The sequence below is a fragment of the Bifidobacterium sp. UTCIF-1 genome (assembly GCF_006408915.1).
Lineage (GTDB): Bacteria > Actinomycetota > Actinomycetes > Actinomycetales > Bifidobacteriaceae > Bifidobacterium > Bifidobacterium reuteri.
In genome coordinates, this window is the sequence record NZ_JFAG01000012.1 from 1 (window position 1) to 20754 (window position 20754).

The 20754-nt window shown below is 59.1% G+C and carries 14 protein-coding genes; 4 read left to right on the forward strand and 10 right to left on the reverse strand.

What is annotated here, in order from left to right; genetic code table 11:
• Positions 1-170: 170 nt before the first annotated feature.
• A complete protein-coding gene (locus BW09_RS06485; RefSeq protein ID WP_140462996.1) occupies positions 171-422 on the forward strand; it encodes a hypothetical protein in 252 nt (83 codons plus the stop codon).
• Positions 423-464: 42 nt separating this feature from the next.
• On the opposite strand, the gene BW09_RS06490 is transcribed toward BW09_RS06485, so the two are convergent.
• The 4 genes from BW09_RS06490 to BW09_RS06505 all read right to left on the reverse strand — a co-directional run bounded on the left by BW09_RS06490 (position 465) and on the right by BW09_RS06505 (position 7352).
• Positions 465-2807 (reverse strand): YhgE/Pip domain-containing protein, encoded by a 2343-nt coding sequence (locus BW09_RS06490; protein WP_140462998.1) that lies wholly within the window; start codon positions 2805-2807, stop codon positions 465-467.
• Positions 2804-5548 (reverse strand): YhgE/Pip domain-containing protein, encoded by a 2745-nt coding sequence (locus tag BW09_RS06495; RefSeq protein WP_044090565.1) that lies wholly within the window; start codon positions 5546-5548, stop codon positions 2804-2806. Before BW09_RS06495 ends, BW09_RS06490 begins: the two co-directional genes overlap by 4 nt.
• A gap of 302 nt (positions 5549-5850) precedes the next feature.
• Positions 5851-6618: a nitroreductase family protein gene (locus BW09_RS06500; RefSeq protein ID WP_140463000.1), complete on the reverse strand. Its 768-nt coding sequence runs from the start codon at positions 6616-6618 to the stop codon at positions 5851-5853.
• A 356-nt stretch (positions 6619-6974) separates the two neighbouring features.
• Positions 6975-7352 (reverse strand): DUF4235 domain-containing protein, encoded by a 378-nt coding sequence (locus BW09_RS06505; protein ID WP_140463002.1) that lies wholly within the window; start codon positions 7350-7352, stop codon positions 6975-6977.
• A gap of 209 nt (positions 7353-7561) precedes the next feature.
• Here BW09_RS06505 and BW09_RS06510 point away from each other — a divergent pair, with 209 nt between their 5' ends.
• Positions 7562-8275 (forward strand): histidine phosphatase family protein, encoded by a 714-nt coding sequence (locus tag BW09_RS06510; RefSeq protein ID WP_140463004.1) that lies wholly within the window; start codon positions 7562-7564, stop codon positions 8273-8275.
• 164 nt (positions 8276-8439) lie between these two features.
• Here BW09_RS06510 and BW09_RS06515 read toward each other — a convergent pair whose 3' ends face one another.
• The 6 genes from BW09_RS06515 to BW09_RS06535 all read right to left on the reverse strand — a co-directional run bounded on the left by BW09_RS06515 (position 8440) and on the right by BW09_RS06535 (position 15530).
• Positions 8440-9960: an ATP-binding protein gene (locus tag BW09_RS06515; RefSeq protein WP_140463006.1), complete on the reverse strand. Its 1521-nt coding sequence runs from the start codon at positions 9958-9960 to the stop codon at positions 8440-8442.
• Positions 9961-10202: 242 nt separating this feature from the next.
• Positions 10203-11687, reverse strand: a complete 1485-nt coding sequence (locus BW09_RS06520) for an amino acid permease (protein ID WP_140463008.1) — start codon at positions 11685-11687, stop codon at positions 10203-10205.
• Positions 11688-11930: 243 nt separating this feature from the next.
• Positions 11931-12080 carry a hypothetical protein gene (locus BW09_RS11130; protein WP_258185013.1) on the reverse strand — a complete coding sequence of 50 codons (150 nt, stop codon included), beginning with the start codon at positions 12078-12080 and terminating at the stop codon, positions 11931-11933.
• A gap of 968 nt (positions 12081-13048) precedes the next feature.
• A complete protein-coding gene (locus BW09_RS11135; protein ID WP_258185014.1) occupies positions 13049-13180 on the reverse strand; it encodes a hypothetical protein in 132 nt (43 codons plus the stop codon).
• A gap of 134 nt (positions 13181-13314) precedes the next feature.
• Entirely contained in the window at positions 13315-13932 is a 618-nt protein-coding gene (locus BW09_RS06530) for a TetR/AcrR family transcriptional regulator (RefSeq protein WP_140463010.1), read from the reverse strand.
• 134 nt (positions 13933-14066) lie between these two features.
• Positions 14067-15530, reverse strand: a complete 1464-nt coding sequence (locus tag BW09_RS06535; RefSeq protein ID WP_140463013.1) for an ATP-binding protein — start codon at positions 15528-15530, stop codon at positions 14067-14069.
• Positions 15531-16019: 489 nt separating this feature from the next.
• Between BW09_RS06535 and BW09_RS06540 the strand changes: the two genes are divergently transcribed.
• Entirely contained in the window at positions 16020-16724 is a 705-nt protein-coding gene (locus tag BW09_RS06540; RefSeq protein WP_140463016.1) for an ABC transporter ATP-binding protein, read from the forward strand.
• A gap of 101 nt (positions 16725-16825) precedes the next feature.
• Positions 16826-20638 carry an FtsX-like permease family protein gene (locus tag BW09_RS06545; RefSeq protein WP_181161719.1) on the forward strand — a complete coding sequence of 1271 codons (3813 nt, stop codon included), beginning with the start codon at positions 16826-16828 and terminating at the stop codon, positions 20636-20638.
• Positions 20639-20754 lie beyond the last annotated feature (116 nt).

Below are 20754 nucleotides of genomic sequence, written 5' to 3' on the forward strand. Positions count from 1 at the left end.
GTCCCTGGTCTCTCCCCCAGTCAGCTACGCTGACAGCCCCCTCGTCAGAGGGGGCCAGCACCGCCGCCGTCCGCCTCACGGTGCTGTGCTGAAAAGGGGAGCCGGGAATACAGTCAACGTAATAATGACGCGACATACGATGTCAATGCCGTCTTTACACTGAAAGTGCTATGCATTACTTCACGCCCAAACGCTGCGCCACGTCGAACAAAATCATGTACCACGACAAGGTACAGGCGCAGCATGCCGCGGAACAGAGCTTCATCGAGCGGGGAGCGGAATTGTGGGTGTACCGCTGCGAGTTTTGTGGCTGCTGGCATCTGACCCATCGCGATCCACAATCGAGTTATCGGTATATCCCGCTCAACCAGGACCTCAAACCGCATAGCCGCAAAAAAGGCTACAAACCACGCAGACGCTAGCAGTCTGTTTTGCAATTGTCGAGTGGCGTTGGTTTCCTCCGATCACATTACCTTGGTGCTTTCCAGATTGCGGATAATCCAATCATTGAATCGAATCACCGGCTTGCGAAGCAGCAAGCCGAGCAACAGCGAAGGCACCAGGAACAGCGCGAGCTTGCCCATCGCGATCCAATACTCCATGCCGTACGCTCCAGCCATAGCGGAGTGCATCGCGTCCACCGCATACGGGAACAGCAGCCATTTGGATACCACTTGGAAGAACGGAGGCAGCGTCTCAATGGGGAATGTGCCGCCGGTGCCGGCAACCTGCACCACCAATAGCACCACAGCAATGGCCTTGCCGATATCCCCGAACGAAACCGTAAGCGTATACACCATATTCGAGAACACCAGAGCGGCCAGCCAGCCGACCATCATAAATTGAACCGGATGCTCGCATTGCACACCCAAATACAACAGATCGCCAAGGCACACCAGCGTGCCCTGCAGCAGTGCGAGGAAGCCGAAGATCATGTATCGCCCGAAATACTCATGATGCAGATGCAGCCCAAACGCACGGGCATTGCCCGGGGACTCCATACGTGGCTTGGACAACACATCCAAAGCGGCACCGGGGCCTGCCTCGCGGCCGGCGATAAGAGCCTCCTTGATACCCACCTCGGTGCCGAGCGGCAGATCATTGCCCAAACCGAGGATTTTCGCCTTTTCATGGTCGGAGACGGACACCTTGAGCATGGCCACCAGAATGATGGCACCCACCCAAATGGAGAGGATTGTATAGAACGGGGTCATGGCCGAGCCGTAATTGGCGGTCGGGTACAGCGGGATGCGGTTGACCGACACCGGTGCGGACAGCATGGTGGCAAGGGCATCGGGGTCGGACGACAGTACATCGGACAATCCTGTGCGGCCGGCGCTGCTGGCGCTGCTGGCATTGCCCAGGCCGGAGAGCCGGCTGACCAAGGTGTCGAGTTTCTTCGCAGAGCGCCGGAGCGCGGCGGAAGCGTCGCCGAGCGAGGTACGAATATCACTGATGCTGGATGACAGGCCGCTCGACAGCTTGGATACGCTGCCGACAGTACGGCTGAGTCCGGCGATGACCGTGTCGGTCTGGCTGGCGACATCGTCCATGGCGGCGGTGAGTTTGTTGAGCTGCGGCTGCAGCGTATTCGTATACGTGTCGGATGCGTCGCGGATGGACTTTCGGGCTGCGGCAATGGAATCCTTGAGCTTCTGCCGGGTCTGCGCAACGGATGCCGTACCGTTCGATATATCGTTCGCCGCTGTGCCAAGGTCGGCGGCGGCGGACTGCAATTGCTGCTGCGTCTGCCGTGCCTGCTGCGAGGCGTTGGTCAGCGCCTGCTTGACCGCCGTGGAACTGCTGGAGTCCGCCAACGATTGCAAGGCGTCGGCATACTGGCCGAAGCTGTCCGCCTGCACCTGCACTGTGCCCTGCATGTCGGTCAGGGTGTGCGCCACCTGTGAAGCCTGCGTATCGATATTCGTGAAGGCGTCGTCGATCTGCGTACTCATCGCAGCATAGGCGCTATCGGCCTGTCCCAGTGCGCTGCTGATGCCCTCCATCGCGCCCGACACGGCTGCGCTGAGGCTGGCGGAACTGGACTTCGCCTGTTTCATGGCCTTACGGGCGTCCGACGCGGCCGAGTCGGTGGAACCGAGCAGCTTGTCCGTCGAGTCGATGATGCTGTTCGCCGCGCCCAGCAGATTCGAATAGGAGTCGATCTGCGACGCCATGGAGTTGAGTTTGGACGACGTGTCCTTCACATGAGTGGTGGCATTGGCGGCGTATTGCGCTATTTCCGGGCTTTGCGCATAGTCGGCCACGTTCGAGGCCAGATTCAGCGCCACGCTGGACAGTGTCTTTACGAACGTGCGATCGATGGTATTGGCCACGGTGCTGGCGCCCTCGTCCGTGATATGCGGGGCGATGGGATTGATTTTCTCGTTCAGATAGTATTCGAGCTGCGCATGCTTGATCTTGGGTGAGAACAGCGTCATCATATCCGCGCTGAAGCTTTTCGGTATGACCAGCGCCGCATAGTATTCGCCGGAATACACGCCGTCCACGGCCTTGTCGCGGTCCACGAACTGCCAGTCGAGGTCATGGTTGGCGCGCAATGCGCTGATGACGGTTTCGCCGACGTTAATGGGTACTGGAATCAGATCCGACTTATAGCCTGAGTCCGTGTTCGCCACCGCCACTTTCAAGGCTTTGGTATTGCCATACGGATCCCAGCTGGCCGCGATGTTGTACCAGGCGTACAGTGCCGGTACGATCACCAGGCCCATGGTCACGACCACCGCGATGACATTGCGGGTGGCCTGACGCAGGTCGCGCGTGAACAGTCGCCAGATCAGCTTCATCGCGCGCCTCCGCTCTGCGTGCTGCCTGTGTTGCCTGCGCTGTGTGCGCTGCCGGTATTGCTCATATCGCTCGTAACGTTCGCATTGTCCCATGCGCCTGCCCACGAATTCGCGTGCTTGTGACGAGCCCTGCGCCACACATAGCCGTTGAGCATGGTGTCGCGGAATTCATCGGCTGTCATTGCGCTGATGCCGATCTGACGCGCAAAGCTTTCCCGTATGTACTCCACAACGATGAGATATGCGTCAATGAGGATGATTGAGAGAATCCAGGCGGTCAGCATCGCGATTTTCGCGCGTGTGACGAACAGCAGAATCAGGAATACGAACGGCAGTACCGTAAGCAGCACCAGACCTGTGGTGATCAGGTGCGGATACCGGGCGAAGAAACGATGGGCGCGGCGGGTGATGAACGCGCGAAGGTCCTTGCTGCCGGATGTCGCGCCGAATACCGACGTGAGGCTTACCTGTTCGTTGACCATGCTGTTGTGCTCGGTGATCATCAGATCGGTGTCTCCCAGACGCCGATCGAACAGGGCGTTCAGATTCATCGCATAGCGGCGGACCACCAGCCCCACGAACAGGGCGACCGGCAGATACCAGGACAGATGCATCATGTCCAGCCAGTAGTGGTTCGCATAGGTGCCGGCTATCGGGCCGCGCATGGCATTGATGCCATAGGTGAATGGCAGCCACGGATGCAGTTCGCGGAAGAAGTCGGGCATGAGCTCGATGGGGTAGAGGCCGGATGCGCCCGGAATCTGCACGATGACGAGGATGACCGCCACGGCCTTGCCGATATGGCGGAACGCCACTGCCAGCGCATAGATGATGTTGATATAGACGAACGAGCAAAATATGCCGGCGAGCAGGAACAGCGCCGGATGCTCGCATTGGATGCCGAGGACGAGGTCGCCGACACATGCGATGAGCGCTTGCAGGAAGCCGACGGTGACCAGCAGCAGCCACCGGCCGAGGTACGCCTGCGTGGCGGTGACGTGGCGCAGATGCTCGCGGTCGACCTCCAGCTTGTAGATGGCGATGAGCACGAAGCCGCCCACCCACAGCGCCAGATTCGTATAGAACGGGGTGACTGCGGAGCCGTAGTTGTCGGTCGGATAGACGACTTTGGTGGCCAGACTGACCGGCTGGCTTAAGAATGTGCCGAATTCCTGATCATTAAGGTGCAGCGTATCGGTGAGGCTTTTATAGACGGCGGAACTGTCGAGTGCGCCCAGATCGGTGCGCACGGTGCGTACATCGCCGGCCAGCTGCGTGAGCGACTGCTGTGTGCCGGATACCGTGGAACGTGTCTGACTGATGGTGCCGGACAGTTGCTTGAACAATCCGTCCGCCTGATCGAGTGTGCCATTGAGCGAGACCAGCGTGCCATCCAGAGTGCCGTTGAGCGCGGCGAACCCGTTCAGGGATGCGTCGAGGTTGGGCATGACCGTGCCGGTCAGCGATTGGCGGGCCTGGCTGAGCGCCGCCAGGCCGCCTGTGGCCGCGGTGCCCATCGCCTTGGAGAGGTCGGTTGCGGCGTTCTTGCCGGAGCTGATGAACTTGGAGGCATCGGCGTGGAAGTCGTTGACTTGACTCTGCTGGGTGCTGATGACGTTGCTCAGTGCGTTGATTTGTGTCCATATCTGCTGGACGTTCGGGTCGCTGTTGTTCTCGTCGAGCCCTGTTTGACGAAGCGCGTCCTTGACGTTGTCCAAAGCGGCCTGTGTGCGGTCGAGCGGTGCGTTGAGTGCGTTGGTGATGGAGTCGACAGAGTTCTGTGCGGTATTGAACGAGCCGATGATGGTGCCGGCCGCGGTGTTCACGTCCACGGCGATGCCGGACAGCTGGGCTGAACTGGTATCGAGCGCTCCCACCAGCGTGGTGGAGAAGGCCTGGGACCCCTGTTGCGCTTCGGCCAGCAGTGTGCCGGATTGCTGCGAGGCCTTGCGCGCGCTCTCAATGGACTGTTTCAGGGAGTCGGTAGTCGCGGTGGCGTCCGCGATGGTGCTGTCCGCTGCCTTAAGTGCGGCGGACAGGTCGGTCAGCGACCGGTCCACGTTGTCGAGCGTGGTGAGCACCGTGTTGAGATCTGCGATGGAATCCTGTTGGGCGGCGTCTCCGGCCTTGTCCAGTTCACCTTTTGCTGCGGAGATGGATGACATCACGGTATCGCCGACGGTGGCGATGAATGCGGCGTTGATCTGTTCGTCGATGGTGGTGGCGCCGGTGTCGGTGATCTTCGGCGCGATCGCGTTCTTTTTCTCGTTGACGTAGTAGCGGATCTGGGGATGCTTGGAATTGGTGCCGCCGGTGGAGCCGCTGGTGGATTCGCCGGTGGAAGCACCGGTGGAACCGCCGGTGACTGAGTCGACCAGGCTCTCGCTGAAGTCCTTCGGCAGTACGATGGCCGCATAATATCGGCCGGTTTCCACGCCTGAGATGGCGTCATCCTCGCTGTCCACGAACCGCCAGCCCAGCTGATGATTGTCTTTCAGCTCGCTGACCACCTGGTCGCCGGCGTTGAGCTTGCCGACCAGCTCGTTGGAGGTGCCTCGGTCCTCATTGGCGACGGCCACCTGCAGGTTGCCGGTGGCCGAATATGGGTCCCAGTTGGCGAGGATGTTGAACCAGGCGTAGAGCGAGGGAATGATGGCCACACCCAGCGTGACTACCACGGCAACCGGGTTGCGCAGGATACGTAGTAGGTCACGCCGATAAATACGCCATATTGTCCGCATGAGGACCTCGGTTCTAATTGGCGATGTTGCGTGTGCCGGTCTGCTTGTCGGCCTGATAATCCGCACTGGCACTGAAACCAACAAGCAGTCTATTCCCTGTGTTGCCGGGGAAGGTTCGGCAACACAGGGAACGCTCACGATTCGGCCCCTGCGTGTCCAACATGTGGTCTCAAGGTGTGGAATCGAAAGGGGCCGCAGCAAGCTCGCCCGAGGTATTGCACAGCGGAGCCACGTGATGTTTCACGGAGTGTTTCACATGGTGTTCTACGTGGCCCCACCGGGTGTCTGACAAAAGCGGTTGTCTACTTGTCCAAGTCGAATCCTTGAGCGGCGGCCTTGTCAAGCAGCGTCTTGCCGCTCACGTCCTGCTGGCTGACTGTGGCGATCTGGTCGCTGAACGCATCCACCGGACGATCGGTCTGGCGCAGGTCGTAATACTGGTGCACTGCGGCATCGAACTCGGGCAATCCGGCGAGCACGGCATCCCCATCGGCCGGATAGGTGTTCTCGAAGAACTGCATCGTGCGCGGCATGCGCGGCTTCAATGCGGGCTCCTGATCGGGCTTGCCGATGGCCAGGCCCAGTACCGGGTAAGTGTATTCGGGCAGATGCAGGGTCTCGATGAGGCCGGGGATGTCGTTGAGTGGCGAGCCGAGGATCACGCAGCCCAGCCCGAGCGAGAACGCGGCCGTCTCCATGGCGTGCAGGGCGAATGCGGCATCGTTCTGGGACTGGGTGAAGCGGTAGCTGTTCTTCAGATGGAACGCCTCGGATTCAGGGTCGATGCCCTTGGACTTGGCGATCAGGGCGTTGCGGTGCTCATCGATGATGAACACGTACAGCAGGGGAGCGGTGGCGATATACGGCTGATTGCCGTATTCGGCGATGGTGGCCTTGATGGTCGGGTCGCTGATGCGGATGGCGGACCAGTCGTTGAGGAACTGGCTGGATGCGGCGTGCTGGGCGACGGTCTCTAGCGTGGCGATGGTATCGGTGTCGATGGCCTCATCCTTGAACTTGCGGATGGAGCGGCGGTTGAGCAGGGTTTCGATAGTTGCGTTGGTAACCATACCTGCATTGTCGCACGTCTCACGGGCGGCTGCAGGTATTTTGTGCTTTCGGGGAACCGGCTGCAGGTGTTTTGTGTCTCGTTATGACCTCATATGGTCTGTAACTATGCACAATTCACCTGCAGTGGCGGTATTTGTACCGGTTTTACCTGTAATCAGGGTCGCTTCATGGCTACAAAATACCTGCAGGCCTAAGAGAATTCTGCCGAATGGGTTTGCTATGCACCTGTAAATAGGCCTGTTCTACCTGCAGCGCCTTTTGAAAGGCGTGGGAACCGAAGTCTGCTGCAGGTATTTTGTGTCTAATTGCGAATCGGCTGGCTTGTCGGTGTTCGCCGCGCTCGTCGCGTTCGCCGTCAGTCGCGCGACTTGCGATGGCGGCGATCGACTAGCGCCTGCGAGCCACGGTCGGACAGCTGCGAGACCACTGCGCCGCATGCGGCGGATATCGCGGCGAACGCGAGGCTCATCATCAAGCCCTGCGGCGCATCGGCGGCGAGCCCTTTGCGGATATTGCGGCGGGCCACGCCCTTGTCCCACACGGTCTGCAATACCTTGCCGGCCACCAGTCCCGCCAGCGCCGGGACCGCGGACTTGAACAGCTTGTCCAGCAGCGAATCAGGGTCGTTCAGTCGGCGGTCGCGCAGGTTGTTGACGGCGTCATCGACGCGATGCAGACCATCCACCACCTGGTCGGCCTCGGTATGCAGGGCGGAGTCCATGTCATTGCTCATAACGTACAGTCTAATGTCTTGGCTCGAATGGACTGACGTCGTGTGGAAGGCCGAGCTGTGTGGACTGACGTTGTGTGGATGGCCGAGCTGTGTGGAAGGCCAGGCTGTGTGGATGGCCGGTGTGCACGGTACCGCAATACCGCAATCGAAATCACAGCAGTCGTGTGGCGAAAGTGGAGTCCGGGGCTCGCAGAGACTACAGTAGAGGCATGAGCGAACAGAATCAGAATGGCACCGTTGCTGTTGAATTGTCTCGTGGGGGCACTGGGTTTTTGGTATTGCTGCGTCACGGACAGACCGTATGGAGCGAATCCGGTCAGCATACCGGCCGCACCGACATCCCGCTGACCGAGGTTGGCCGTCAGCAGGCGCGTGAGGCCGGCGGACGGCTGCGTGACGCGTTCCCGGGAGGGTTCGCGGACGGCTGCGTGTTCTCCAGTCCGTTGAAGCGTGCGCGTCAGACCGCGGCGCTCGCCGGATTCGAGAATTGCGGCGTGCTGGACGGCATCGCCGAATGGGATTACGGTCCGGCCGAGGGCCGTACCCGTCAACAGGTGAGCGAGGCCTGCGGCTTCCAGTGGGATATCTGGCGCGACGGGCCGCGCTCGCTGGGCGCCGATATGCAGGGTGACTGGGTGGAGACACTGCCGTCCGGCGAACAGGTCGCTGTGCACAACGGCCCCGGCGAAACCTTGGAGGAGGCCGCCGCGCGCGCCAAAGGGGCCATCGACGAGGTGCTGCCGCTGCTCGAAGACGGGCACAACGTGCTGTTGGTGGCGCATGCGCATATCCTGCGCATCCTCACCTCGCAATGGCTGGGCGTCGACCCGCATTTCGCGCGCCTGCTGCGCCTCGACACCGCGCATTACTCGGTGCTGAGCGTCTATAAGGGTGATCACGTCATCGAACGGTGGAACGCCTGAGCTAGGGATTGCGGCTGGGGTGGAAGGGGTACCCCAGCCACAATCCCAGCCACGACTTCGATATGCAACGAGTGGCCTGATTTTGCAAGAACTCTCACTGAGCGCTCCTCAGTGAGAGTTCTTCATCGTGTCACGATTATATAAATCGTGACACTACGGTGACACTACTTTGCGGTGCGATATGTCTGTTTACTGCTTTGCGGTTTGCCCGGCAAGCCTAGAACAAGTTGACCAGATACGACCAACGGATGCACATAAGTGCGCACCGTGTACGCAGTACTATCCAGACCGATGAAGTCTGCAATTTCTCGGCGGGTTCGCGGTGTCGCGCAAAATTGCAGAATTGCGGCATTACGCTCTTCGGGTCGGATTTTGCGCCGGGTACTAGGCCTCTGACCGTTTGTCTGATAGTTCAGCTGATTGAACGTCTCATGGTTTATAGCGGATGGCGGCGTAATCCGAGTAAGAGGAGAATACAATGTGGCTCTGAACTCCCCACGAGTGTTTTCGAATAATGGAGCGGCCATTCCTGTTTCTGAAGCCAGTCTGCGTACGGTGGGGATACCGGAATAACGATTCTCCGTTACTCGCAGCACCTCCAACGCATTTGCGATAACCGGATTGCGCGTATCTGGTTGAATAGTGCCAAGCTGATCGATAGTGAGTCTTCCATATAGGCCACCGGGATTGATGATGGTCATGCGGTCGTCAAAAATTTGCAGTTGTATTGGCATACCCTGTGTGTGAATGCTGTAGTCACGGTGTATGAGTGCATTTAATATCAATTCGCGGACGGCCTCAATCGGATATTCGGCGGTATCTATTCTCTCGCCGTTTTCAGGAGAGATGATCGTCGTTGTACGAATGTTCTTGCGTACAAAGGCGATGGCTCCGCGCAGCTGTTCATCAAGTGACCCCTCAATGCGGGCATTGTCGATGAATCGTTCCTCGTTTGGTCCTATCTCGCCGATTTGTGTGCCGGGGATTCGCGTTGCGATGATAGATAGCTGAGGGAAGAAGGCCTGTGGATATGTGGCGAATAGCATAATCCCAGCTAGTGTCGGTTTTCCGTTTCGCAAGACGCTGGTGAGTTCTAGAATGCGAGATTCACTGAGTTGTGCAAAATGAGGGCGCTCGCTTTTGAGCGCAAGTTCATACCGCAGTAGGGAGTCTCGGTCGAGGTCATCGGCCTCGGCGCGTTCCACGATGCGTATTTCGTCCTCATATTTGCGGCGAAACGCTTCGTAGCTGTAGATTTCGTACTCTGTCATCGGTTCGTCAGCGTCTCCGACCCTCACATATGATCCTTTGTACCGGCCCTTACCCTCATAGAAACAGGGGCGGTCGGTGACGTCTTGTGCGGGAATTTCGGCGCTAACTACATGGTTGCCGTCAATGGTGCAAGTGGTAAACACCGCTCGGACTTTTGGATGCATTTGGTTGCACTGCTCCGTAACATGCTTCATCAAATCCTGCACGTCATAGACATCCACAACGGCGTAACTGTGGGCCTCGTCAATACCGAATATGATGATGCCGCCATTGTCCTGATTGGAGAAGGCCGAAAGAGTGTCATACAGTTTAGTCGGGCAGCCATGGTTCGCAGCCTTAAGCTCGATAGTTTGTGATTCTGCCTGCAAATCTTGTACTTTTTTCACTAATTGAGTCAATTCAATCTCAAGCATGATGAAACTCCTTAAAAAAGTACAATATTTAGTTTGAGTTTATCAAATTATGTACAACATTTTGGCGTTGTGCTTGAAATTTTCAGGTTGTCTCAGTGGTGTCCTTTATCCATGTCGGAGTTCCCCCAATTCGGTAGCAGTATCGCCGCCGTTAACCCCATTTGCAATGAACTCTCACTGAGCGCTCCTCAGTGAGAGTTCGTTGCAAACGCGCCCCTACTTGCGCGTCCTACTGTGCGCCCCTACTTGCGCGCCTGGGTGAGCTGGTAGGCGACGAACAGGATGGCGAGCCAGATCACGCCGGCGATGACGGCGATGCGGTAGCTGGCGGAGAAGCACATCAGCACCACCACGAGCGCCAGGAAAGCGAGCACCACCCAGGGCGTGACGCGCGCGAACGGCAGCTTGAAGTGGATCGCATCGAGCGCTTTCTGGCCGGAGAGGCCGGCCAGTGCGGAATCCTCGGGGGCGTTGCCGGCGGCCACCACCTTGCGGAACTTCATTTCGGTGAACATGATCATCGTCCAGTTGATGATGCCGGCGATCGTGGCGATCGACATCAGGTAGTTGAACGCGAACTCGGGCCACACGAACACCACCACCACAGCGATCGCGGTGATCACAGCGGAGGTCAGCACACCGGCCACCGGCACGCCGTGCGCGTTCAGGCGGCCCAGGTAGGCGGGGGCGTTGCCCTGCTTGGCCAGTGAATAGAGCATGCGGGAGTTGGCGTACAGGCCGGAGTTGTAGACGCTCATCACGGCGGTCAGGCACACGAAGTTCAGGATGCCGGCGGCTGCGTGGATGCCCACGGAGTCGAAGATCTGCACGAACGGGCTGGGCGTGTCGTCGCCGCCGATGGTGTTCCACGGCACCACGGCCATGATCACGCCGAGGGCGCCGATGTAGAACACGAGGATTCGCCAGATGATGTCGTTGGTGGCGCGCGGGATCGTGGTGCGCGGGTCCTCTGTCTCGCCGGCGGTGATGCCGATGAGCTCGGTGCCGCCGAAGCTGAACATCACCACGACCAGCGCCATCAGGAGGCCGGTCCATGAGCCGTCCTTGGCCTGTCCCATCAGGCCGTTCGGGAAGAAGCCGCCTCCCACGGTGAACCAGTTGGCGAAGCTCGCCTTGATGCCGGACGCGGTCGGCAGGGCGAAGACGATGACCGCGAGGCCGCCGATGATCATCGCGATCACGGCCACGATCTTGATGATGGCGAACCAGAATTCGAACTCGCCGAACTTGGAGACGCCCAGCAGGTTCGCGGCGGTGATCAGCACGAGGAACACGGCTGCGGAGACCCAGGTCGGAATCGCCGGGAACCAGTAGTTCACGAACGAGCCCACCACGGCGAGCTCCACCATGGAGACGAGGATGTAGTTGAACCAGTAGTTCCAGCCGGAGATGAAGCCGGCGCGCTTGGACCAGTAGCGGGTGGCGTAGTAGCTGAAGGCGCCAGCCTTCGGGTCCTCTACCGACATCTCGCTCAGCGCGCGCACGATCATGAAGATCGCGAGTCCGCCGATCAGGTAGGCGAGCAGGATTGATGGGCCGGCCAGCGCGATGGATTCGCTGGAGCCGTAGAACAGGCCGGTGCCGATGGCGCCGCCGAGCGCGATCAGCTGGATGTGGCGGTTCTTCAATGATTTGCGCAGCGTCGCGGGAACCGGCACGTCGTCGGTTTCGCGCGGCTTGCCGCTGGGTGCGTCTGCAGTGCTCATGATGATGTTTCTTCTTCTCTGATTATGGATTGTCCTGCGTATGCGGCCTGACGCTTCCGTGGCGGCTGCGGTACGCAATGCAGGCCATTGTATGTCGCAGCCGCATCGTTTCGCGTGATGCGTTCGGTTGGCGGCGCAATATTCGAGCATGTCACGGTGATTTGGGCGTGATGCTGGTGCTGTGCAACGGTGCTGTGCAACGTGCGTGTACGCCGGATACGGCACCGGTGAGGGACGGTATCGTTACGCCAACAGCCAGTCGATCAGGTTGATTTGCCGGATGCCATCGCGGTTGCCGTTGCCGATGCGATCCATAGTGAGCAAGGTTTTGGGGTGATTGTCGCGAATTGCTTGCAGAGGCGCGAGTTCGCGTGCAAGCGTGTGCTCATCCATCACGGTGAGGGAAACCTGGTAATAGTGTTCGCCATCGGCGTCCGTTGCGCAGAAGTCGACTTCGGTGGCCCCTATTTTGCCGATGTTGACGATTTGGTAGCGGCGCTGTTGTGCTGTATGGGGATGGTCGGTTTGTCCCTGTAGCGGGGAATTGCGTCGTCGTGGCGTACGGGGACAAGATTTCGTGTCTCTGTAGCGGGGAATAGTGCTTTTGTGTTGTATTGGGACAGTGCGGCGGCCGCGTTGTTGTCTCTGTAGCTGAAGAACGTGCTCTCGTGGTGTACCGGGACGGTCGTTTTTGTCTCTGTAGCGGGAAACTGTGCCGTTGTGGCGTATGGGGGCGGGTTTTCGTGTCCTTGTATCGTGTATCGGTGTTTTTCGTTCTTCCGGGACAGGTTTTCCTGTCACCTCTTGTTGCCCGTATTGCGGGCATCTTCGGAAATCCTTGATATTAAGCCATTCTTCGTGTGTGGGGGTTCGTGAGGTGCCGAGATGCCGGGGGATTGTCTGTCCCTCTACGCGAAAAGCCGTTGATTGTGGCTACAGGGGCGGGTTTTCGTGTCCCTGTAGCAGGGAGCCGTGCTGTCGTAGTGTATGGGGACAGGTTTTCGTGTCCCTCTACGCGAAAGGCCGTTGATTGTGGCTACAGGGACACGCGATCGTGTCCCTGTAGCTGATTTGGGGTGATTCTCGTGTTCCGGGACAATTGCGTCGGACAATTGCGTCAGACTGTTGCGTCAAGACTGTCGCGCCGAAGCCGCTCCATGATCATCCCGGAATCGTCCGATCCGATCGCCGGCATCATGACGCTCCGCAAGTGCTTGTGCTGCCTCCAGCGCTCCGCGAGTGCCCCGCGAGTGCCGCCGCGAGCCTCCGCTTCAAGCCGCCATCCCATGCAACTCCCCCGAGCAGTCGCCCCATGGCAACCGCCTGAGCCGCCATCCCAAGCCACCGCCATGCAGCCGCAATCATCGCTGCCGCGCCTTCATTTCGATCCGCGCGACCTGCTCGATAGGGGCGGCGGTCAGCCTGAACGCGCATTCCGACCATGCCATGTCCAACGTGACTGCCGCGCCATTGCGGAACGTCACATCAGACATCGCCTCCCTGAAGTGAAACCTATCAGTCAACTGATAGGTTTCACTGTTTGTATCGAGTTTGATGAGTTGATTGATAGGTTTGTGCGGCTGGGTGCGGGCGGAACATGGCTCGGCATGGGGGCGCGCTCTGGTTCCTACGCCTTCGCGTTGTTTCGCTGGAATGAGGATATGACGGGTGAGCCGTCGCTGCGCTCCGGCAGGGCCATGGTGAGGATGATGCGCGCCAGGGCTTCCGGCGTGGCCGCAAGATCGGTGGAAAGCCAGTATTGGATGAGCCCTATGCTGCCGGAGACGGCGAATCGCATGCGCATCTGCGCCTCGGTGGGATCGAGGGCCCCGGATTGCATCTGCTCGGCGACGCCTCGCCGGCTGTAGATCAACTCCAGCAGCTGCTGTTGGAATCCGACGTCGGCCTTGGGACTCATCAGCACCTGCAGATGATTGCGGTTGTCGGCGATATACCGGCAAATCTGCTCGATGATGCGCTCGATGCCGGAGACGTCCGGCTGACGCAGCAGCTGGTCGAGCGCCGCTGTGACCCATGCCATGGTCCCGTCCTCGATGTCATGCAGCAGCTCGTCGATGCTCGCGTAATGCGCGTAGAACGTGGAACGGTTCACGTCCGCCCGCTCGCACAGTGCCTTGACGGTGATGGCGCTGACCGGCCGTTCGCGCATCAGTTCGATCAGCGCATCCTGCATGGCCTGCCGCGTGTACCGGGTGCGGCGGCTTTCCGTCATGTCCTTGGTCATCTGAGTGAGTCCTTTTTGCTGCTGTATTTGCGTATGCACGCTGAATCTCCGCGTGCTCCTGTTATGGCAGACTGGCATGGATTGTTGGCGGAGACTGCTCGTATGTAAGTCCGTAGCGAGTTAGAAACACATGGTCATGCCCATATAGGGATGTACTTCATATAGCGCGGGGCGGTGTTCGGGTCCAACGGTTTGATGAGTTTCATTTCCATAGTGCGTTTGATGAGTTTGGATATTGCTGGCTGTGATTGTTGCCCGAGGCCGAACCGTTGTCGGAGGCTGCTATTTGTCATATATGTTGATGTCGTATCTTCGTTGATGTATCGGAGGCATGCATGCATATAGCAGGCCCATTCCCTATCCTCCATTGAGATACGCGCAAATGGACGTTCCGAATAGAGCGTGACACGCGTTCCGGTATCGTATCCGCGGATTTTTGGCGAAGGCAATTCCATAAGTTCACAGGACATGGCAATTTTGTCCCAGCCTGTGCCGCGCTCTTCGCAGATTTTCATGCGCCGCATGAGTGCGGCGATATCTTCATTGCGCGACCGCGGTGGCGCGTCGATGATGCGCATACGATCCACCATGAGTGTGCCGGGGTTTGTGATTTCCATACGATGATTGAATATTTCAATCATCGGGCCAGCTCCGGTCACTGTGAAATCCTGATGGATGAGAGCATTGGCTACAGTTTCGCGAATTGCCTGTTCTGGATAATTCCCATGCTCTTCTCGCAATGATTGTTCAATGGTTTCGCGCGAAGGGGTCATGGCATTAATGAGTTTGATAAGACCGTCGAAATCAACGGCGTAACCGGAAGTGTATTCTTCCTCCTTGCTGGAGCCGATTCTGTTGTCGCTGTCATATCGGATGATTCTGACCGTTTTGCGACTCAGCTGAGAGAAATCACTGAGATTTTTAGCGAACAACAGGGCTCCCATGTTGGAGACGGAATATCTGCCGTCATCTTGTTTTATGACGATTCCTTCCTCTTCAAAGTAATCCACGATCGATTGTGAAGTTGAAGGATAGGGGCGTTTGAGATGATCGAAATAAGATTGGGCGTTGAGGATGGTGAGAATATCCTCTGCCGTGAGATTGTTCTTTGCGATGCCGTTTTCGAACCTGCTGGCACGTAAACGGTCCCATAATGCTGTTTGCTTGGATGGCACATCGCGTAGCTTTTTCGTATAACTGCCGACACGGATATATTCCGTTTTGTCAAAAGATACAGGACGATTGACCGCGCTGCCGATTTTGAGAATGAGCACATGCCGCTGTTCGTCAATTTGCACTCGCAGAAAATCCAGTTCGGTATTGCCGGACAGTTGTGTACGCACCCAATTTTCGATCTCTTGCTGCTTGACGCGCATCGCATGCCATTCATTTTTGGTGCCAAGGATGGCATGAGTGGCGTCATCGATGCCCCAAATGAGATACGCGAACGGATGTCCGGCAAGAGCTGCGCCGTTGGCTAATGCGCTTATATCCTCTCCAATCATTTCGGGCGTGTATTTGTTGTGCTTAAATTCCAGCCATTCCGTTTCAGCGGGCAGCTCGACAAGCTCGTTTACCAGTAGGGTCAGATTCTCCATAAACGCATTATCCTCCAATGGGACAGTTAAAGAAAGTGAGATTGTTGATGCTACGGGCGACAGGAATGTTGGAATCTCAACGTTTGCAGTATTCCTGATTTGCTACGGAGCGAGCGCAGCCAAGAGATTGGAAAGTTGAGGAAAGTTAAATTACGTGTGGACTGGCGGTCGTGGACCTTGATATTCCACCTTTTTCATGCTGAGAGATCGTACTGTCGCTCATGTCGGAGCGTGTCATGGAAAGTTGAGGAAAGTTAGAAGGGGAAGAGGGCATGGCAAAGTGCCATGCGGTGTTGAAGGTATCGCGGCGGAATAGCCGCATAGGTGGTTGCTTCCGATTGCCATTCCGATTCACCAGCCAGCTGGGCTAGTCCGACATTATGCAAGCCGACTGTCGGTTGTGGAACCGACACGGTGTTGTTTTACTGGAGTATAGCAATCATTCGTGGGTTGTCGTTCGGGATTGTCGTTCATGGGTAGGGGAGTGCGATGGCGTATATCGAATTCGATCATGTGGTCAAGGAGTATGCGACCGGCGCGGGCGAGCCGATTCGTGCGCTCGACGAGGCGAGCTTCACCGCCGATCAGGGCGAGCTCACGGTGATCCTCGGCCAGTCGGGTGCCGGCAAGACCACGGCGTTGAACATCCTGGGCGGCATGGATACGGCCACCTCGGGCCGCGTGGTGGTCGGCGGACGCGACATCACTGGCCTCGGCAAGCGCGAGCTCATCGGCTACCGTCGCGCCGATATCGGCTTCGTGTTCCAGTTCTACAATCTGGTGCCGAATCTTACCGCGCTGGAAAACGTGGAGCTGGCCTCACAGATCTGTCCCGACCATTTCGACCCGGCCGACACATTGCGCAAGGTCGGGCTTGGCGACAGGCTCGACAATTTCCCCGCGCAGTTGAGCGGCGGCGAACAGCAGCGCGTCTCCATCGCTCGTGCGATCGCCAAGAAACCGAAGCTATTGCTCTGCGACGAGCCGACCGGTGCGCTCGATTATGAAACCGGCAAGGAGGTGCTGCAGCTGCTGCAGGACATCTGCCGCGCCGAAGGTATGACTGTGCTCATCATCACGCACAATTCCGCGCTTGCGCCGATGGCTCACAAGGTGATTCACTTCCGCTCCGGCAAGGTGGTTGGGCAGGAGACCAATCCCGCGCCCACGCCCATCGCCGACATCGAATGGTGAGGGCGACCGTGAAGCATTCTGTGGAACATCCTGTGAAACAATCTGTGAAACATCCCGTGAAACGCGAAGAAGAGCGTAGTCCTGACGATACCGGCAGTGCCATGCGTGGTGCGGGCCTCTCCGGCGCGTTCGCCAAGGATATGTGGCGCTGCTGGCTGCGCAGCTGGAAGCGATTCGTGTCGATCGCCGTCATCACGATGCTCGGGGTGGCCGTACTGACAGGCATCTACGCCGGCTGCCGCGACGCCTTCCTCGCGGCAGGCCGGTTCTACCAGCAGCAGGGGCTGCATGATTTGCAGGTACTCTCCACCTATGGGCTGACCGACGACGACGTAAACGCCCTGCAACGGGTTGAAGGTGTGGAAGTCGTGCAGCCGGAGCGCTCGCAGACAGTGACGGCCATGGTCGATGGCGCGAAGAAAACCGTCACCATGCAGGAGATCGGTACCGAAGGCCTCGATCAGCCGTATCTGCAGCAGGGCAGGATGCCGGACAAAGCCGGTGAAGTGGCAGTGACGCAGAAGTTCCTGGATGACAGCGGCCTCAAGATCGGCAGTCATATCACCGTGGCTGCTCAGCAGACTTCGTCGCCGATCGCCGAGGATATACCGTCCGAAACAGACGGTGACGGCAATACCGGCGATGACACCGCTGCAGTTGAAGACTCCGGGAAAGTGGGGGCCGCGTCTGATGCCGCAACATCGTCATCGACAGGTGCCGGGAGCGCTTCCTCCGCCTCGGACGGCTCAGGCGCTTTGGGCGCCGATACCGAGCAAGCCCCGCAATTCCCCACGGAACTCACCATCACCGGCGTGGTGCTTGACCCGCGCGACCTCAGCAATCCGGCGGGCTACTCCAGCATGGCCTCCTTCCGGTCCACGTCATCCGAGGATTACGTGTTCTTCGCGCCCAGCGCGGGCGTGACCGGCAACGTATACACGGCAATCTCCATCTCCGTCGCCGGCGCGTCCGCATACGACACGTTCTCTGATGACTACGACGCCGCCGTCAAGACCGTCGCCGACCGCATCGAGAGCCAGGTGCAGAACGAGCAGCAGAAAAACCGGCGCCAACATATCGTGGCCAACGCGCAGAACACGCTTGATGACGCCAAAACCAAGGCCATGAAACAGCTCGATGACGCCCAAAAGACCATTGACGGCAATCGGGCCGAACTACAGGCCAACGAGAATACGCTGACAGACAGTCGTACTCAACTGGAGCAGAACAAGACGACCCTCACCGACGGCGAACAGCAGCTCGCCGAGGGGCGCGCGCAGATTGCCGACGCACGCCAACGCATCGCCCAGGGTCGGCAGCAGATCGCCGACGCGCGCGCCCGACTTGAGTCCGGCAAATCACAATTGGACAGCGCCCGGCGCCAACTAGACGCTGCGAAGGCCGAGCTGACCGCCAATCGCACCAAAGTCGAACAAGGCATCGCGCAAATCAGCCAAGGCATGGCGCAAATCGATCAGATGCTTGCGCTGATCGAACAGGCCGACGGATTGCTGGCCCAGCTCGACCCCAATATCGACCTTGACTCGCCCACCTGGCAGGCCATCAAGGCATTGCTCGCGCGCCTCGGCATCACCGTGCCGGACGCCCCCTCCATCGGATCGCTCAGGCAGCAGCTCGCCGCCAAACAGGCCGAATTGCAGACCCAGCGCGATTCGCTGGCCGGACAGCAGGCCGAACTGCAGCGCACGCTGAACGAGACCATCATCCCCGCGCAATCCACCTTGGATGAGCAGAACCGGCAGCTGAGCGCCAAAGAACAGGAAACCGCAGCCGGCGAAGCCCAGCTCAATACGCAATCCGCCGAACTGGAGGCCAACGCCACCCAGCTGGAAACGCAGTCGGCGCAGCTCGAAGCCCAGGCCGCGCAACTGGCGGCCGGCCGACAGCAGCTCGAAGAAGGCGAACGCCAGCTCGAACAGGGCGAGCGGCAGCTTCAGGATGGCAAGCAACGACTCGACGAAGCGCAACAACAATTGGATACCAAGCGCAGCGAGGCGGAAAGCACATTCGCCCAGCAACAGCGCCGCATCGACGACGTGGCCAACGCGCGCTGGTACGTGCAGACACGCGCCTCAATCGACGGATTCAGCGCGTTCAAATCGGATATCAGCTCCATCGAATCCATCGGCCGCGCGTTCCCCGTCGTGTTCCTGATGGTCGCCGTGCTCATGAGCCTGATCACCATGACCCGTATGGTCGAGGAGGATCGCGGCCTCATCGGCACATATCTTGGACTCGGCTACGGCGGTCTCACGGTGTCCATGCGATACCTGCTGTTCGCATTGCTCGCCTGTCTGATCGGTGGCGGGGTCGGGTTGCTGGCCGGATTCCTCGGCATTCCGGCGTTCCTGCTCGTGGTGATCGAGGGGCTGTACGTGCTGCCCGGCGTGCGGCTCGAATATGACTGGCTGTATGGCTCTGCGGGCATCCTGCTGTTCGTGGTGGGCGTGGGTGTGGCGACCGCGCTCGTCTGCCGAGGCGAGATACGGCATGCACCGGCCGTGCTGATGCGGCCCAAGGCCCCCAAGGCGGGCGCGCGCATCCTGCTGGAGCGAATAACGCCGGTATGGGGTCGGCTGAGCTTCCTCGGCAAGGTGACCGCGCGCAACATCTTCCGGTTCAAGGAGCGACTGCTGATGACCGTGGGCGGAGTGGCCGGCTGCACGGCGCTGATCGTCTGCGGATTCGCGATCAACGACACCGTGGCCACCATCGGCGTCAAACAGTACGAGAAGATTTATCAGTATGATCTGATGGTCGTGTCCAACGACGACGATGCCGCCGCGATGCGCAAGCGGATTGCGGCGGACGGGAAGACCTCCGAAACGCTGAATCTGCGTGTGGACAACGGTACGATGTCCAACTCCGCTGAGGAGAGCGAGACCGTGCAGCTGATGACGGTTCCGGAGGATTCGCTCGCCGCGCTGAACGACATGGTGACGCTTCGATCGGCGGACGATGGCGGTTGGCTGGGATTGCCGAGGTTTGCCGATGTGTCGGATTGGTTTGGTGGCTCCGGTGGCAGCGGCGGCTCGGTGACGCTGGATGATAGCGGGGTGATTGTGGCGCAGTCGGCGGCCAATTCGCTGGGCGTGCATGCCGGCGACACCGTGACGCTCGGCAACGGCGGCAGCGCGCGTGCCACGGTGAAGGTCGCCGCGGTGACGCGCAACCTCATCGGCTCGGATGTGTACATCAGCGAACGGCTGTATGACCAGAAGTTCGCGGGTGACGCCTCCTCCCGGGCGGGCGGCGAGACGGCGTCTGTTGCGGATGGTGCTGTTGCGGATGGTGCTAAGGATACGGATGACGCGGCAGCGTCGTCGGATCCCGGCGGTTCCTCCTCGACCTTGACGTGGAACGCCATGCTGGCCAAGCTCAAGGGCTCCGATGCCGATCAGATCGCGTATTCGGACCGGCTGGGCGAGGATCCGGCGGTGCTCAAGGCGGTGAGCTCCGCGCATCTGGCGGAATCGTTCAAGTTCGATCTGATGGGCGCGGTGGTGGCGCTGATCGTCGGGTTGGCGGGCGGCCTGGCCTTGGTGGTGCTGTTCACGCTGGCCAATACGAACGTCTCCGAACGGGTGCGTGAGATGGCGACGCTGAAGGTGCTCGGCTTCTTCGACAGGGAAGTGCACTCATATGTGAACCGCGAAATGCTGATACTCACTGGCATGGGCGTGCTCGTGGGGTTGCCGCTCGGCCGGTGGATAGGTGGTTTGCTGACCGCTGCGCTGAGCATGCCGTCGCTGTATTTCGAAGTGGAGGTGCACTGGTATAGCTACCTCATCGCCGCTGCGGCCACGTTCGTGTTCGCGCTGCTCGTGCAGCTGTTTACCAACCCGGTGCTCGACCGGATCGACCCCGTCAGCTCACTCAAATCCGTGGAGTAGCGGTTCAATTTATGCGACAATAATTGAACTTTTCGGACGGAAATTTACAACATTGTTACGCCTGTTCGTTGAACCGCCGCAGTCCCGCAGAGCCAAGCAATGCTACAGTCTGAACT

Bases quoted from the DNA above. Each gene is read 5' to 3' on its own strand.
- BW09_RS06485 (WP_140462996.1), top strand. From the start codon at position 171: ATGCATTACTTCACGCCCAAACGCTGCGCCACGTCGAACAAAATCATG.
- BW09_RS06490 (WP_140462998.1), bottom strand. From the start codon at position 2,807: ATGAAGCTGATCTGGCGACTGTTCACGCGCGACCTGCGTCAGGCCACC.
- BW09_RS06495 (WP_044090565.1), bottom strand. From the start codon at position 5,548: ATGCGGACAATATGGCGTATTTATCGGCGTGACCTACTACGTATCCTG.
- BW09_RS06500 (WP_140463000.1), bottom strand. From the start codon at position 6,618: ATGGTTACCAACGCAACTATCGAAACCCTGCTCAACCGCCGCTCCATC.
- BW09_RS06505 (WP_140463002.1), bottom strand. From the start codon at position 7,352: ATGAGCAATGACATGGACTCCGCCCTGCATACCGAGGCCGACCAGGTG.
- BW09_RS06510 (WP_140463004.1), top strand. From the start codon at position 7,562: ATGAGCGAACAGAATCAGAATGGCACCGTTGCTGTTGAATTGTCTCGT.
- BW09_RS06515 (WP_140463006.1), bottom strand. From the start codon at position 9,960: ATGCTTGAGATTGAATTGACTCAATTAGTGAAAAAAGTACAAGATTTG.
- BW09_RS06520 (WP_140463008.1), bottom strand. From the start codon at position 11,687: ATGAGCACTGCAGACGCACCCAGCGGCAAGCCGCGCGAAACCGACGAC.
- BW09_RS11130 (WP_258185013.1), bottom strand. From the start codon at position 12,080: ATGGATGAGCACACGCTTGCACGCGAACTCGCGCCTCTGCAAGCAATT.
- BW09_RS11135 (WP_258185014.1), bottom strand. From the start codon at position 13,180: ATGTCTGATGTGACGTTCCGCAATGGCGCGGCAGTCACGTTGGACATG.
- BW09_RS06530 (WP_140463010.1), bottom strand. From the start codon at position 13,932: ATGACCAAGGACATGACGGAAAGCCGCCGCACCCGGTACACGCGGCAG.
- BW09_RS06535 (WP_140463013.1), bottom strand. From the start codon at position 15,530: ATGGAGAATCTGACCCTACTGGTAAACGAGCTTGTCGAGCTGCCCGCT.
- BW09_RS06540 (WP_140463016.1), top strand. From the start codon at position 16,020: ATGGCGTATATCGAATTCGATCATGTGGTCAAGGAGTATGCGACCGGC.
- BW09_RS06545 (WP_181161719.1), top strand. From the start codon at position 16,826: ATGCGTGGTGCGGGCCTCTCCGGCGCGTTCGCCAAGGATATGTGGCGC.